The sequence below is a fragment of the Mucilaginibacter sp. genome, assembly GCF_025362475.1.
In the GTDB taxonomy this organism is placed as follows: domain Bacteria; phylum Bacteroidota; class Bacteroidia; order Sphingobacteriales; family Sphingobacteriaceae; genus Mucilaginibacter.
The window spans coordinates 50,303-65,816 of sequence record NZ_JANYGH010000034.1; the positions used below are offsets into that span (position 1 = coordinate 50,303).

A 15,514-nucleotide genomic window follows, 5' to 3' on the forward strand; every position below is an offset into this window, starting at 1 on the left:
ACAAGCGCAGCGATGTCGGGGTGAGTCGACTCCAACATGCTGCAAATTAACATTTCTATCTTTCCAGTTTAGGCACCCTTGTAGGGGTATCTGTACCGGCAACTATACTGCGCGAGCTTAATGCTATAGCCCTTATGGTTGATGTAATATTGTTTACATCCAATGAGCTAAACTCATCTTTTACGGTATGGTAAAGCTTATCAATATCTATCTGATCTGTTGATATGGTATGTGCGGGTACACCCACTTCGGCCAATGAGGCGTTATCGCTGCGATAAAACAGGTCTTGTTCAGGGTATGGATCCGGGTAAAACTTAAAGGTGGTTTTTTCCAGGTTTTTTTGCAGGATCTTGCCAAAATCAGACCGTTCATAGCCGGTAATGAATGCCGAGTTTGTACCAAATTTTGAAGCCTTGCCTATCATTTCGATGTTAAACATCGCCGTCACCTTATCAGGCGCAACCTGGGTAGCAAAGTACTGTGAACCGTATTCGCCAATCTCTTCGGCAGTAAAGGCCACAAAAATAAGTGTGCGAGCATTATTGTTTAGCTTTTTGTAGTATTTGGCTAAGGTTAAAACCGCTGTTGTACCCGATGCATCATCATCGGCACCGTTAGCGATACTATCGCCTTCCATCGGTTTTAAAATACCCAGGTGGTCATAATGGCCCGAGAATACTACAAACTCTTCGGGTTTGGTTTTGCCGGGAATCATACCCGCCACATTAAACAGAGGTAGTTCTTCGGTTTTGCTTTCGTAGCTTACATCAAAGGCGGTTACCGCATCCAACCTGCCCAATACAAATACAACTGGAGTTGCTGTTTTACCCTTGAAGCTCATGCTACCCCTGTTGTTAAAACTCCACACACGGCTAAACAGGTCTTTAAATTTAGGATCAACCAGTACCAGTGTCTTTTTACCACTTTTGGTGATAGCGCCATATTCCTGCCTGAAATTTTTATCAGCCGTTACTTGTACCACCTGCACATCGGCGTTGGTAGCCCAGCTAAATGATTCGCCTCCTGTTGTAAAAGCGCTGTCGGCTGGTATGCTTTTGCCATTAATGCTCACAGTTAGCTTAACCGGCTTGGTACGCACCATAGTAAAATTCTGCCTAAAACTGCTATTACCTGTTAATGGTACCAAACCGGCCTTGGTATATTCGCCCTCAATAAATTTGGCAGCTTTTTCAATACCGGGGGTAAAGGTAGCCCTGCCCTGCATATCATCTGCCGAAAGTGTTTTAATGATGCGGGCTACATCATCCTGGTTGATTAGTTTATTTACGTCCTGTGCAAAGCCGCAGGTTGATACAGCTAATAAAGCCGCTGCTAATAAGGTTTTTTTCATCATTATTTGACTTTTGATTGTAACCAATTGTTACGGAAGGTTTCCTGTTCTTTAGATAGTTGTTTACCTGCTTTTTCGAAAGTAAGTACTTCAAAATTAGGATTTTCTTCCAGTACGATGGTAGTTTCGTGATTACCGGTACGGTTTTTATAATTTACGGTAAGCTTATCTCCCGGTTTTTTCCCGTTTAGCTGATCGTCAAATCCTTTTTGATCTTTAATATCAACACCGTTAACTTTTAAAATAATGTCACCAGCATCAAGCCCTGCTTTGTAAACGGGCGAGCCTATGATTGTGCTTGATAATATAGGTAAACCATCAGCATTGGCGGCCCGTGGCTGACCAGCCCTTCCACGACCGGCAGTAGTTGCTAATGAGCCTGCCCATCCCTTCTCCGGGTCTATCCTGCGTAAAACCAAACCTGCTTTGGTTAATAATTCGGCGTAATTATTTTTATCGATGCCTGTAATATACTTCTTAAAGAAATCGGCAGCGAATTTGGGGTTGTTGGTTGCTTTGGCTAAATCAGTCTGCAGATCAGGCACGGTATAAGGTTTCATAACTTTACCGCGGGTTAACCAAACCTGGCGCATATAATCATCAAGCGTCATATTAAAGTCGCTGCGCAAACGCAGATCAAGCGCAAGAGCTATGGCGCCGCCGTAAGTATAATAGCTTGTAAAATCGTTGGCATTGTTGTTTGGATCAATAGATACGCCAGCATCAGCAAATACCGAGTAGCGGCTCATTTGCGTTGCCGGATATTTTGCCGCGGCAGGGGTGTTTAATATTTGGTTGACAAGGCCACCCAATGTTCCGCTATAATCATCAAGATCAACAAAGCCCGAGCGCACCAGCAACAATTCGCCATAATATTGGGTAAAACCTTCGGCAAACCAAAGCTCACTGCTCATGTTGGCATGCTCAAAATTAAAAGGCTCCAGTGTTTTTGGGCGGATACGTTTCACATTCCAGCTGTGGAAGTATTCGTGTGCATACACACCTAACAATCTTTTCTCTAACCCTTCAACCTTTGGCGCGGGGATAGTGATACAGGTAGAATTACGGTGCTCCATACCATCGCCTGATGTAGTTGGATAAATATCGCTGATAAAGGTGTACTCGCCATAATCATACGCAGGTAGTTCACCAAACACAGCTTTTTCTTCCAAAACCATTTTGGCAACCATTTTACCAAAATTATCAATCACCTGCTGACTATCGTCAGAGTGCACGGTAAGGTTTATTTTCAGCTTTTTATTATCGGTGTTTACCACATCCCAGCTGGTTACTTTATGATCAGATAATTCGGTAGGGCAATCCATCATGTATTGCAGGTTGGGGGCACTGTACACGTTACTGCCTTCATGCTTGAGTTGGGTCGCAATGTGCCATCCATATTTTTCAAGATCATTAAACTGGAAGGTAAGCGGTCTTTTATCCTGCCCTACAACCCACATAAATGTGGCAGGCATGTTAAGGTGGGCGTGGCTGGGGTCAATGCTGGCATAGGTGCCATCTGTCCAGTTGCCAAACAGGGTATAGCTTACTTTTACAGTAGCGGGGTGTTCTTCTACCTGGTATAAATCGCCTTCCAGCTGTTTAAGCTCAAGCGCTTTTCCATTAACATCTGTTGCTGCTACGTTGTAAATATTTTTACCAAACTCATGCGTGGCATACCTGCCTGCTGATGAACGGCTCATACGCAACAACAATGGTCCTGTGGGCGCCTGCGGAATGGTTATGGATACCTCGGCCTCGTGGTGGGCCGCGTTAGGGAACGATATGGCGTAATAAATGGCTTTGGGGGCATCTTGCTGCGCTATCGCAACAGATGTAAATAAGGTAGCAAATGCGAGTAAAAATGATCTTTTCATGTAATCCTGGTTATCAGCGCTGAAAATACAACTAATAGCGGAAATGTATTATATCAATATTATTACATCGTGTAAAAAGTAATAAGGATAGAAGAGTGTTTTTGAGTGAGGATGAAGTGGCATGGCTAAGATTTGCCTGAAACTAATTGAGTTGTTAAACTATGCGGCGGACGAAACCACTATACATAAGAAGTTACAATTTATTAACGCCAGTTTAATTTTTGAACCTATATAAAAACGTCTTTCACAAAATACCGGGCTAATTATGCGTACCTTTAAAGAAATTCTTTAATCCATGATCCTTTTTTCGCGAAGAAACCTACACTATACCGATTACAAATGGACAACCTATACCCCAACCGATCCACGCGTTAATGGTAAACCGGATGCAACTCCTTTTGCTAAGGACGAGGGTAATGAAATTGTTTATTTGATAAACAAACTGATGATATTATGGGATTACCGTTTTGCCAATACCGGCAATAAAATGGAAAAACTCATTCATGATAAACTGCCTGAAGAAGTTAGTACCCAGGAAGATGTACAGCAATGGCTGAAAGCCAATTTGAAGTTTTAAGATTAGGTAAGTAGTTGATGGTTAGCATTAATTACTTACTGTTCTCTATTTGCCACTCACCAGCTCATTCCTTCTTAAAATCATAAGGATTATACTCTACAAAATCAGCTACCTTAACTCTTACACCTGTTACCTTTCCATTTTGTACCGAGAAAGGAAAAACAGCCTTGCCCAGTGTAGGATCTGAAAAAGTTACATAAAACCGGTTGCCGCCTAATGGCTGTAGTTTAGCAAACATTTTGGGGTGATGTTCAAAACGCATCTCCAGGTCATTGTTTTCGCCCTGGGTAACCTCCATTGATCCGTATAGGCTGTTGGTATATTTACCCATATAATCACTGGCAGCCAATAATGGGCGAAGGTTCAACAATACAGAGTCGCGCAGTTTTTTATCGGTTGCCTGGGCAGTAGCTGTTTGTGTTTTAAAGTTTTTTAGGTAAGCCTCGCTATAGTTGCGGTATCCCTGTCCAAAATAGGCATCAAGAATTTCCCAGCGCAGGGCCTCAAAAAACAGGTTTTGATCGGTGTTGGTTAAGATGATAATACCCAGATTATCCTTTGGCGATAGCGTTACTGATGACAGGTAACCATTTACCCCACCATCATGCATCACCAAGCGATGACCGGAGTAATCCTGTATAAACCATCCCAAACCATATAACTCAAAATTATCTTCGCCATTTAAATGGTGAATGCTGCTTACAATATCCTGTGGCTGCCTGGTGGCTTGTATCGCTGCAGATGGGATCACCTGCCTGTTGCCAACCTTGCCATCATTCAGTAAAGCCAATACCCATTTGCTCATATCATTTACCGATGAGCTGATGGCCCCCGCAGGTGCAAGTCCATCTATCTGGCAATAAGGTATGGCAGATAGCCTGCCATCGGTAAAAGTATGGGGCACCGTACGGTTTAATGATTTGGGCATATCGGCCGTTAAAGCCAGTGTATTACTCATGCCCAATGGTGCAAAAATATTTTCTTTAAGATATACTTCCCATGGCTTGCCGGTTACTTTAGGGATAATTTGCCCGGCAGTTAAAAATGCCGCGTTGGTATACCCCCATTTGGTGCGAAAAGCATAAGGCGCTTTAATTTGCCCTAATTTTTTAATCACCTCATCGCGGCTAAGGTTGGTATTGTAAAAAGTAAAATCGCCCTGGAATGTTTGCAAGCCCAGGCGATGACACAGCAAATCGCGTACTATAGCCTGCTCGCCGGCCAGTTGATTATCCAATTTAAATTCCGGTATATATTTGGTTACCTTATCGTCAAGTGAAAGCTTGCCGCCAGCCTGCAGCATGGCCAAAGCGGTAGCTGTAAAGGCTTTGGTGTTACTACCTATCATAAACAGGGTGTTTACATCAACATTATTGGGCATACCAAGTTCTTTGATGCCGTAGCCTTTCATCAACACTATCTTGTTGTCTTTTACAATACATACCGCCACACCCGGAATACGCCAGTTGGTAAGCGCCCGGCTTACATAAAGGTCCAAACTATCCCTGATGAATTTGCTCCTGTCGGCATGCTGGGCATGGGTAAAATTTATAAATAAAAGGCAGAGGACGACAGGTAGGAGTATTTTTTTCATTACAACAGATCTTATACTTTGTTAATGTACTAAATTAACGCAATTTTTACGACGGCATTAATTATTCTCAAAATAATGCCGCATTCATCATTCAAAGTAAAATATATGAGATTTTTCCGTTCGGGATCATTATTCCTGTTGATCGTTTTGTTCGTTTTGAGCAGCAATTTGGTAAAAGCACAACGTGCGCTCACCCACTGGGCAAACAATGGCTACCAGTATTATAAAATTACAGGCGGCGAAATAACCGTTTTTGATACCCGCGATACCAGCAAAAAAACTGTTTGGATAAGCAGTGCCATGCTTACACCCAAAGGAGGCAAGCCTATTGGTATAAAAAGATTTACGATAGCCGATGACGGTAAAAAAGTACTCATCAACACCAACACCCAAAAGGTATGGCGTTATGATACCCGCGGCGATTACTGGGTATTTGATACCGGCACGCAAAAACTTTGGCAATTAGGTAAAAACCTGCCAGAGTCGTCACTAATGTTTGCCAAGCTTTCGCCAGATGGCAGCAAGGCGGCTTATGTAAGCGGGCATGATATTTATGTGGAGGATTTGGCGGGCGGAGCTGTAAAGCAACTCACTACTGATGGCAGCACACATTTAATCAATGGAACTTTTGATTGGGCTTATGAGGAAGAGTTTGGCTGCCGCGATGGTTTTCGCTGGTCGCCGGATAGCCGCAATATAGCTTACTGGAAAATAGATGCCACTAAAATTAAAAGCTATTTGATGCTGAATACTACTGATTCTATTTACCCCTTTGTAGTACCAGTTGAATATCCTGTTGCGGGCGAAGACCCAAGCTCGGCCAAAATTGGCGTGGTTGATGTTAACACAGTGGCAACTAAATGGATCAATATACCCGGCGATGCAGTACAGCATTACATCCCCCGCATGGAGTGGACGCTAAGCCCGAACGAGATTATCCTGGAGCAGTTGAACCGCGCACAAACCGAAAGCCGCGTGTTTATCGGTAATATATCAAACGGAACAACCCGCATCATTCGTGAAGAAAAAAGCGACTCATGGATAGATGGTAAAGAACGCTGGAATAACGGCGACCCGATTGGCTGGGAGTGGATCAACAAAGGGAAAGACTTTTTATGGGTGAGTGAAAAGGATGGCTGGAAACATATTTACCGAGTAAATCGCGAAGGCAAAGAAACCCTGATCACTAAGGGCAATTATGATGTGATCACGGTAAGCCTGATTGATGAGGCCGGTGGTTATATTTATTTTATGGCTTCGCCGGACAATGCTACGCAGAAATACCTTTATCGCATAAAAATAGCTGGTGGCAATGCCGAGCGTGTTTCACCTGCCGATGAGCCGGGAACTCATGGTTATGATATTTCGCCAAATGGCAAGGTAGCACTGCACAATTTCAGCAATAGCTACACACCGCCGGTAAGCGAGGTAGTAAGTCTGCCCAACCATAAGCACATTGGCGGTAATATGATTGTACTGAACAAGAATGCCAAAAACAAACCGGAATTTTTTAAGGTAAAAACAGCTGATGGCATTGAGATGGATGGCTGGATGATGAAGCCAACCAATTTCGACCCAAATAAAAAATACCCCGTTGTATTTACTGTTTATGGCGAACCTGCAGGGCAAACTGTTACCGATAGCTGGGGAGCAGGCCGCAATGGCTTATACGTAGGCAGCATGGCCGATGATGGATACATCTATATGTCGGTTGAAGGCCGAGGCGCGCCTGCACCAAAGGGCACTGCATGGCGTAAGGCTATCTACAAAAACATCGGCATCATCAACATTCGCGACCAGGCGATGGCTGCCAAAGAGATTCTGAAATGGCCATTTGTTGATTCAAGCCGCATAGCGGTGCATGGCTGGAGCGGTGGCGGTTCATCGACCCTTAACCTGATGTTCCAGTTTCCTGAAGTTTACAAAACAGGAATAGCTGTAGCCGCCGTAGGCGATCAGTTAACTTATGATAATATTTACCAGGAGCGCTACATGGGCGTACCAGTTAATGACGAAGGCAGGGCAGCATTTATCAAAGGCTCGCCCATTACTTACGCTAAAAATCTGCGTGGTAACTTGTTGTACATACACGGTACCGGCGATGATAACGTGCATTACAAAAATGCCGAAGAGCTGATTAACGAATTGGTTAAATATAACCGCCAATTTGAGCTAATGGCATACCCTAACCGTACCCATGGTATTTTTGAAGGACCAGGCACATCGCTGCACCTGCATACCATGTTCACCAAGTATTTGAAAGAACATTGCCCTCCGGGAGGAAGATAGTCCGTTGGATTAAATGAAATTAAAATGCCCCCTTATGTAATTATGAGGGGGCATTTTTGTTTTTACTTATATTTTTCAGACAATCCCATTGAGATTAACTCTGCGATTAGAAGAAAGCTCCGGAGCCAGGTTCAGGTAGCTTCCCGACAGAGCATCTTTACTTTTATTTGCTTTAGGTATACTACAGTAGCTTTAGTGAGATGAAGTTTTACCAGATCCTTACTCTTTTGCCAGGATCAAGCCACATCTTATCTCCTTTTTTAATATGGAAAGCTTCATAAAATTCCGGCACATCGCTAAACGGACCATTCACCCTTAAAAAGCCCGGGGCATGTACGTCGGTCAGGATTTGGTTGGCAAGGGCCTCATCACGTTCTTGCCCAAGCCAGCCAAGTGCATAGCCTAAAAAGAAACGCTGCATAGGGCTTAAGCCATTAATTTGCTTGTCTTCTTTATATTGTTTGGTTTTTTTAAATGCATCAATACCCAATACAATGCCGCCTAAATCGGCAATGTTTTCACCTAAAGTGGCTTTGCCATTTACATGCAGACTATCCAATACAACGTAACTGCTAAACTGATCAGCAAGCATGGTGGCGCGTTTGGTGAATTTAACAGAGTCGGTTGGTGTCCACCAGGTTTTGAGATTTCCTTTAGCATCAAACTGGCGGCCTTCATCATCAAAGCCGTGTGTAATTTCGTGGCCAATGGTTGATGCCGCTACATATCCATAAGCTACAGCATCATCAACTTCGCTGTCTTTTACACCCGGTATAGTGAACTGCGCTGCCGGCAAAGTTATCTCGTTATTTGATGGACTGTAACTGGCATTGTAGGTTTGCGGTGTCATCCCCCATTCGGTATGGTCAACCGGTTTGCCCAGCTTGTTGATGTTCACCATGTAGGCCCAGTGTCTGGCGCGCATCACGTTGCCGGCGTATGATTCACGGTCCATCACCAATGTCGAAAAATCTTTCCATTTATCCGGATAGCCTACTTTGGGGTGGATAGCATTGAGTTTAGCCAATGCCTTTTGCTTCGTTTCGGGAGTCATCCAATCCAGTTTGGCAATATGCTCACGGTAAGCCTGCCGAATGGCTTCAACCATTTCGGTATAGCGGAGTTTGGCTGTAACCGGGAAATACTCTTTCACAAACAACTGGCCCAAAGCCTCGCCCATCAAACCGTTTTCGGTATCCAGAACACGTTTCCAGCGGGGAAGTTGTTCTTTCCGACCAGATATCACCTTGCCGCCAAAACGGAAGCTTTCCTGGTCGGCAGCATTATTAAGGTATGGCGAGTAGGATGAGATTAGTTTCCAACGCAGGTACGCTTTCCATTCATCGGCAGAGAAAGTTTTCAACGCGGTATTTAACGCCCTGTAATATTCCGGCTGACCAACAATTACGGTATCTATAGGTTTTAATTCCAGCGTTTTAAAAACAGTATTCCAGTTGATGTTTGGTGTAAGCGCGTTTAATTGCGCTATGGGCATTTTATGGTAGTTGGCATAAGGATCGCGCAGCTTTTCAAGTTTGCGGCTGCTATCGGCCAAAAACTTTTCTATTTTATAAATACTTTCGGCGCCTGTTTTAGCCTGTTGCTCATCATAGCCGGTTAACCTGAGCATGGCAGGCAAATGGTTGGTAGTATAATCCGCACGAATTTTAACGGTACGGGCATCAGTTTTAAAATAGTAATCGCGGTTAGGCAAACCCAGGCCTGCCTGGCCTAATTGCAGCATCATTTTGGAGCTATTCTTAGCATCCTGGCTAACCCGGCTGCCAATCATGTTACGTGTACCGGTAGTTGTTAAAACAGCCGCGGCGTTTAATATTCCTGTGATGTCATTTGCCTGGTCTATTAGTGCCAGTTGTGTTTTTAATGGAGCGATGGCGCTTTTTTCGATATTAACAGTATCTAAACCGGTAAAATAAAAATCGCCTATTTTTTGAGTTGTAGTTCCTTTGGGTGCATTGGCAGCCAGGGCATCCTCATTGATTTTCTTTAGTCTGTCGCGCAGTTCTTCTGATACCACATTGCCTATGCCCCAGCTGGAATATGCGGCCGGGATAGGGTTACGTTTCAACCACCCGCCGTTGGCGTATTTAAAAAAATCGTCACCCGGTTTAACCGATTGATCAAGGTTGTTGAAAACTGGGTCGTTTGGTATAGCTATGTACGCGCTTAACGCCAGCGTGGATAAGGTCACGCACCCTAAAATAATTTTTGTGTAATGTTTCATCATGCAGAAATACGTTTGCATCAAATTTAATTAAAAAACAAACGCCTTATTAAAAGGCGTTTGTAACAGTGTTGTGTGAATTATTTGGCATCATGTCATTGCGAGCGTTTCCATCAGCGTGTCGCAAAAAAAACTTTTTGTCATCCTGAACGCGGTGAAAGATTTACTCTCTACCATGCTTCTTCGCCCTGTACAGTGTGCGAATAGATCCTTCGTTCCTCAGGATGACAAACTTTTCAAACGCCATTTTCGACTAAAGCCTACCAAATTTTCACCCTCTTATCCGGATCTAACCACATCTTATCACCTTTTTTGATATGGAAAGCCTCATAAAACTCGGGCACATCGGTAAACGGTCCGTTTACGCGCATAAAGCCGGGGGAATGCTCGTTGGTGAGGATTTGGCTGGATAGTGATTCCTGCCTGTCTTGCCCAAGCCATCCTAAAGCATAGCCTAAAAAATAGCGCTGCAATGGTGTAAAGCCATTGATAAGTTTACCTTCTTTATATTGATCGGTTTTCTTGAACGCATCAAGCCCGATCACAATGCCACCTAAATCGGCAATATTTTCGCCCTGTGTGGCTTTGCCGTTGATGTGCAGGCCGTAAATGGTATACCCATTAAACTGATTTATTAACATTTGAGCGCGCTGGGTAAACTTTACCGAATCCTGCGGTAACCACCATGCTTTTAAATTTCCTTTGGCATCAAACTGGCGCCCCTGGTCGTCAAAGCCATGGGTCATTTCGTGGCCGATGGTTGAGGCGGCGGCGTAGCCGTAAATGATGGCATCATCTATATTCTCATCCTTAAAGCCGGGAATGGTAAAGATCCCCGCCGGCAATACAATCTCGTTATTTGATGGATTGTAGTAAGCATTATAGGTTTGCGGTGTCATCCCCCACTCTGTACGGTCAACCGCTTTGCCTAACTTGGCCGCGTTAAATTTGTGCCACCAGTTATTGGCACGCATTACGTTTAAAGCAAATGGCCCGCGGTTGATATCCAGGGTCGAAAAATCTTTCCACTTATCCGGGTACCCAACTTTAGGCATTACTTTGCTTAGCTTGTAATAGGCTTTTTCTTTGGTTTGGGGGCTCATCCAATCCAATTTTTGTATGTGTTCCCTAAAAGTTTCGCGCATGGTTTCCACCAGTTTTACATAGCGCTCTTTTGTTTTTTCGGGAAAGTATTCTTTTACAAAAATTTGTCCCAAAACTTCACCCATCAGGCCGTTCTCGGCATCAAGCACCCGTTTCCAGCGGGGTAACTGTTCTTTGTTGCCATAAAGGACCATATCATAAAAGCGGAATAGCTCCTGATCAAAAGGCTTACTTAAATATGCACCAAAGGTTGTTACCAGGTTTTTGCGCAGGTAGTTTTTCCAATCCTCAATACTATAATCATGTAAGGCTTTATTCAATGCGCGGTAATACTCCGGCTGACCAACAATTACCGAATCTGTATTTTTGTAATCCATTTTATCAAATGTGGATTTCCAGTCAACATCCGGTGCCAGCTTGCTTAAGCCGGCCATGGTCATTTTATTATAGTTATGGTATGGGTCGCGCAGGTCTTCCAGTTTACGGCTGCTATCGGCCAGGGATATTTCTAAAGCGTATGTTTTTTTAGCTGCGGCGTTCGCGGCATCGGCAGATAGTCCACCCAGTTTAAAAATGGTTGGTAAGTGTTTCTGCTGATAATCTGTACGCACGGTTACGCTGTGCGCATCCTTATTGAAATAATAATCGCGGTTTGGCAATCCTATTCCCGATTGGCCCAACTGCAGCATGATCTTATCACTGTTTTTACTGTCCTGCCCGGCATAGGTGCCTAAGGGAGTAGTTACTCCAATCCCGTCGAGGTGGGCAAACTCTTCCACCAGGCTCTTTATATCTTTTATGTCATCAATCTTCTTCAGTTCGTCTTTAAGCGGGGAAAGGCCTTGCTTTTCAATATCAACGGTATCCATGCCGCTGTAATAAAAATCGCCTATTTTTTGGGTACTGCTTCCTTTAGGAGCGTTTGCTTCAAGTGCGTCCTGGTTGATTTTTTTCATGCGATCGCGCAGCTCTTCCTGCACAACATTGCCTATACCCCATGAGGAGTAGGCGCCGGGAATAGGGTTTTTCCTGAGCCAGGTTCCGTTTGCATATTTAAAGAAATCGTCGCCCGGCTTCACTTTGGGGTCCATGTTTTTAATTACCGGATCATTTTCGGCGTAAATTTTTGCGTTGTCTTTGCAAGCTGTAATTAAGGTAAGGCTCAGTGCACCGGTTAATATTGCCAATGACGAAAACTTTTTTATCATAGATTTATTAGTGTATAAAAAAAAATACAACGATTGTATGGAATAATAGAATTCAGGACAGCAAATTAAGTAAAAAGGACAACTTTAATAAATGCCCTGAAAAAAACCGGCTAAAGAAACGTCGAAATAATAGCATACTTTTCTGAGGGTATCCAGCCTGATATCTATTTTTCCAGACTCCAGCCGGGCAATGTTAATATTAGTTTCGGCAAAAAACTTTTCCTGGGTAACTTGATTTTGCCTGCGCAGATTTTTGATCTGAAGCGCGATCTTCTTCTTAAATGCCTCATCGGAGTTGCTAAGATATTCAAAGTCAGTAAGTAGCATAATTCAATTTGATTGATTGAAAAAAATGATCTTTGATAGGGGCTTCAAAAATAATTGGCAATTTGTATTTAAAGTTCGTGAAAAATATTTGCAATAATAATGTGCAAACAACTATTATTTAAGTTAAAGTATATGCCGCGCAACAATTAGTGGCAACGAATTTGTTTAGTATGTTTTGCCCTGCATAAAATCTGTGAAAAAAAAATTAAAATCACCTACCTGTGAAAAACTTTTTTTGAATTCTCAGACGCCCAAGTTGAGATTTTTTGTTCTTTGTTTTGGGTTTAATCAATAGTTTAAATTAATTAGGGGAAAGGGAGCTTCCAAAAAGGCTCTCTTTTTTTGTTTACTGTTTTTTACTATGCATGCATAGTAATTACTATATTTAGCTTTTTATCATACTATGCAATTTAAATATACAGAAGAGCAGCTGATGATTAAACAGGCTGCCCGTGATTTTGCCCAAACTGAATTAAAACCCGGCGTAATTGAACGCGACGACCAGCAAAAATTCCCTGCCGAACAAATAAAGAAATTGGGCGAACTTGGCTTTTTAGGAATGATGGTTTCGCCGCAATATGGCGGCAGCGGTATGGACGCTATTTCATACGTACTGGCCATGGAAGAAATTTCAAGGATAGATGCATCTACGGCGGTAGTGCTTTCTGTAAATAACTCATTGATTTGTAATGGGCTGGAGCGGTTTGGAAATGATTTTCAGAAAGAAAAATATTTGATCCCCCTGGCCAAAGGTGAAAAGATAGGTGCTTTCTGCCTTTCGGAACCGGAAGCCGGCTCTGATGCCACCTCCCAAAATACTACCGCTATTGATATGGGCGATCATTACCTGTTAAATGGGGTGAAAAACTGGATCACTAACGGCAGCACCGCCTCAACCTATATTGTAATGGCCCAAACGGATGCTTCAAAGGGGCATCATGGTATCAATGCCCTTATTGTTGAAAGAGGGATGGAAGGCTTTACCATAGGTGCAAAGGAAAACAAGATGGGCATCCGCGGGTCTGACACGCATTCAATTATGTTTACCGATGTTAAAGTGCCTAAGGAAAACAGGATTGGAGAGGAAGGTTTCGGGTTTAAATTTGCCATGACTATGTTAGAGGGCGGGAGGATAGGTATCGCTTCGCAGGCTTTGGGTATAGCGGCCGGGGCTTATGAACTGGCTTTACAATATTCAAAAGATCGTAAAGCTTTTGGAAAGAGCCTTGCCGATTTACAGGCTATTCAATTTAAACTGGCCGATATGGCTACCGAGATTGAAGCAGCCCGGTTACTTTGTGTTAAAGCCGCCTGGTTAAAAGATCATAAACAACCGTATGCCCAGGCCAGTTCAATGGCCAAGCTTTTTGCATCAGATGTCGCTATGCGCGTTACCGTTGAAGCAGTACAGATACATGGAGGATACGGCTATGTAAAGGAATACCATGTGGAGCGTTTAATGCGGGATGCTAAAATTACCCAGATTTATGAAGGCACATCAGAAATTCAGCGAATTGTCATTTCGCGCGAAGTGTTGAAATAGTGGGCTGATTTTTATACTTTTGACAAAGTATATCGACTTAGTAGACTATTTTTAATCAACATGAATTTAAAGGCAATCATAACCATTATATCATCCGCCGCGCTTTTGCAGGTAGCATCAGCCCAAACCAAACTTAAAACAGGTGTTTGGCGTGGAGCGCTTACCACTAAATCAGATACCGAGATCCCTTTTAATTTTGAAGTTAAAGATACCGCCGGGAAACAGCAGCTTGCTATTATTAACGGCGCCGAAAGGTTTAAGGTAACTGACGTTACTTCCCGGGGCGACTCCGTTTTTATACAAATGCCCCTTTTCAATTCGGAATTTAAACTGAAACTGGAAAATGATAAGCTAATCGGCAACTGGGTGAGGCACCTGGCCAGCCAGGATGTTTTGGTTAAGTTTGCCGCGGAGCCCAACACGGCCTGGCGATTTTTAAAGAGCCCGGTAAAGCCTGCTTTTAATATAGGCGGCAGATGGTCGGCTGTAATAGGTGAGGGTGATGGACGGGATACTACAGTTGGTGAGTTTAAACAGGTGGGCGCAAAGCTTACAGGCACATTTTTAACTACCACCGGCGATTATCGTTACCTGGAAGGAATTGTATCTGGAGATAAACTATACCTTTCCTGCTTTGATGGCGGCCATGCCTATACGTTTACCGCAACTATTAAAGATGAACAAACCATTACTGATGGCAAGTTTTACGCGGGCTACTCCTCTGTACAATCATGGGCAGGCGTAAAAGATCCGAATGCCAAATTGCCGGATGCCTATTCGTTAACCGCGCTTAAACCGGGTTTTAAAAAGATAGATTTTGCTTTTAAAGACATCGATGGTAAAACGGTTTCCTTACAGGATGATAGATATAAAAACAAAGTAGTTATTGTGCAGATATTAGGCTCATGGTGCCCCAACTGTATGGATGAAACAGCCTACATGGTTAACTACTACAAAAAATACCAGGCTAAAGGTGTAGAGGTTGTGGGTTTGGCTTATGAACGCACCTCCGATTTTGCCAAATCGCAAAAAGCTTTGCAACAAGTAAAAAATCGCTTTAATGTGCCTTATCCCCTACTGATAACCGGGTACACCAGTGATAAGGCTGAGACATCAAAAAGCCTGCCCATGTTATCAAAAGTGGTTGGTTTCCCTACAACCATCATCATTGATAAAAGCGGCGATGTACGCAAGATTCACACCGGTTTTAGCGGCCCTGGCACAGGTGAATATTACACCGGGTTTATCAATGAGTTTGAGAAACTGACAGATGATCTGTTGGCCGAGCCATCAGGAGCTGTAAAGGGAAAGTAAGGAAGGATTATTGCCGCCATTGCTTCGTGCTTGCTTATGACGTTTTTTTGAAAAAAATTGTCATCCTGAACGCAGTGAAGGATCT

At 43.3% G+C, this 15,514-nt stretch carries 10 protein-coding genes; 4 read left to right on the forward strand and 6 right to left on the reverse strand.

Translation table 11 applies throughout. From position 1 onward, the window contains the following. Positions 1-55: 55 nt before the first annotated feature. The gene (locus tag Q0R88_RS12325; protein ID WP_295716475.1) at positions 56-1,354 is read right to left on the reverse strand and encodes a M20/M25/M40 family metallo-hydrolase; all 1,299 of its coding nucleotides are present in this window, start codon (positions 1,352-1,354) and stop codon (positions 56-58) included. Continuing rightward, positions 1,354-3,228, reverse strand: coding sequence for a PDZ domain-containing protein (locus Q0R88_RS12330; RefSeq protein WP_295716476.1), 1,875 nt, complete (start codon positions 3,226-3,228; stop codon positions 1,354-1,356). The genes Q0R88_RS12325 and Q0R88_RS12330 overlap by 1 nt, the downstream gene beginning before the upstream one ends. 295 nt (positions 3,229-3,523) lie before the next feature. On the opposite strand from Q0R88_RS12330, the gene Q0R88_RS12335 reads away from it, so the two are divergent. Beyond that, a complete protein-coding gene (locus tag Q0R88_RS12335) occupies positions 3,524-3,805 on the forward strand; it encodes a hypothetical protein (protein WP_295716478.1) in 282 nt (93 codons plus the stop codon). A 64-nt stretch (positions 3,806-3,869) separates the two neighbouring features. Here Q0R88_RS12335 and Q0R88_RS12340 read toward each other — a convergent pair whose 3' ends face one another. Further along, complete coding sequence (locus tag Q0R88_RS12340) at positions 3,870-5,399, reverse strand: serine hydrolase (RefSeq protein WP_295716479.1); 1,530 nt, start codon at positions 5,397-5,399, stop codon at positions 3,870-3,872. A 105-nt stretch (positions 5,400-5,504) separates the two neighbouring features. On the opposite strand from Q0R88_RS12340, the gene Q0R88_RS12345 reads away from it, so the two are divergent. Next, positions 5,505-7,688: a DPP IV N-terminal domain-containing protein gene (locus Q0R88_RS12345; RefSeq protein ID WP_295716481.1), complete on the forward strand. Its 2,184-nt coding sequence runs from the start codon at positions 5,505-5,507 to the stop codon at positions 7,686-7,688. Positions 7,689-7,896: 208 nt separating this feature from the next. Here the strand turns inward: Q0R88_RS12345 and Q0R88_RS12350 are convergent, their stop codons facing one another. From Q0R88_RS12350 to Q0R88_RS12360, 3 genes are all read right to left on the reverse strand, one after another. After that, the gene (locus Q0R88_RS12350) at positions 7,897-9,936 is read right to left on the reverse strand and encodes a M13 family metallopeptidase (RefSeq protein ID WP_295716482.1); all 2,040 of its coding nucleotides are present in this window, start codon (positions 9,934-9,936) and stop codon (positions 7,897-7,899) included. A gap of 257 nt (positions 9,937-10,193) precedes the next feature. Continuing rightward, on the reverse strand, positions 10,194-12,245 hold the full coding sequence (locus Q0R88_RS12355; RefSeq protein WP_295716484.1) for a M13 family metallopeptidase: 2,052 nt from the start codon (positions 12,243-12,245) through the stop codon (positions 10,194-10,196). A gap of 84 nt (positions 12,246-12,329) precedes the next feature. After that, positions 12,330-12,572, reverse strand: coding sequence for a helix-turn-helix transcriptional regulator (locus Q0R88_RS12360; RefSeq protein ID WP_295716485.1), 243 nt, complete (start codon positions 12,570-12,572; stop codon positions 12,330-12,332). 403 nt (positions 12,573-12,975) lie between these two features. On the opposite strand from Q0R88_RS12360, the gene Q0R88_RS12365 reads away from it, so the two are divergent. Further along, a complete protein-coding gene (locus Q0R88_RS12365) occupies positions 12,976-14,115 on the forward strand; it encodes an acyl-CoA dehydrogenase (RefSeq protein WP_295716487.1) in 1,140 nt (379 codons plus the stop codon). A gap of 60 nt (positions 14,116-14,175) precedes the next feature. Beyond that, positions 14,176-15,429: a TlpA disulfide reductase family protein gene (locus tag Q0R88_RS12370; RefSeq protein ID WP_295716489.1), complete on the forward strand. Its 1,254-nt coding sequence runs from the start codon at positions 14,176-14,178 to the stop codon at positions 15,427-15,429. Positions 15,430-15,514: the final 85 nt, after the last annotated feature.

Coding starts and splice junctions, on each gene's coding strand:
- Q0R88_RS12325 (WP_295716475.1), bottom strand. CDS start 1,354: ATGATGAAAAAAACCTTATTAGCAGCGGCTTTATTAGCTGTATCAACC.
- Q0R88_RS12330 (WP_295716476.1), bottom strand. CDS start 3,228: ATGAAAAGATCATTTTTACTCGCATTTGCTACCTTATTTACATCTGTT.
- Q0R88_RS12335 (WP_295716478.1), top strand. CDS start 3,524: ATGATCCTTTTTTCGCGAAGAAACCTACACTATACCGATTACAAATGG.
- Q0R88_RS12340 (WP_295716479.1), bottom strand. CDS start 5,399: ATGAAAAAAATACTCCTACCTGTCGTCCTCTGCCTTTTATTTATAAAT.
- Q0R88_RS12345 (WP_295716481.1), top strand. CDS start 5,505: ATGAGATTTTTCCGTTCGGGATCATTATTCCTGTTGATCGTTTTGTTC.
- Q0R88_RS12350 (WP_295716482.1), bottom strand. CDS start 9,936: ATGATGAAACATTACACAAAAATTATTTTAGGGTGCGTGACCTTATCC.
- Q0R88_RS12355 (WP_295716484.1), bottom strand. CDS start 12,245: ATGATAAAAAAGTTTTCGTCATTGGCAATATTAACCGGTGCACTGAGC.
- Q0R88_RS12360 (WP_295716485.1), bottom strand. CDS start 12,572: ATGCTACTTACTGACTTTGAATATCTTAGCAACTCCGATGAGGCATTT.
- Q0R88_RS12365 (WP_295716487.1), top strand. CDS start 12,976: ATGCAATTTAAATATACAGAAGAGCAGCTGATGATTAAACAGGCTGCC.
- Q0R88_RS12370 (WP_295716489.1), top strand. CDS start 14,176: ATGAATTTAAAGGCAATCATAACCATTATATCATCCGCCGCGCTTTTG.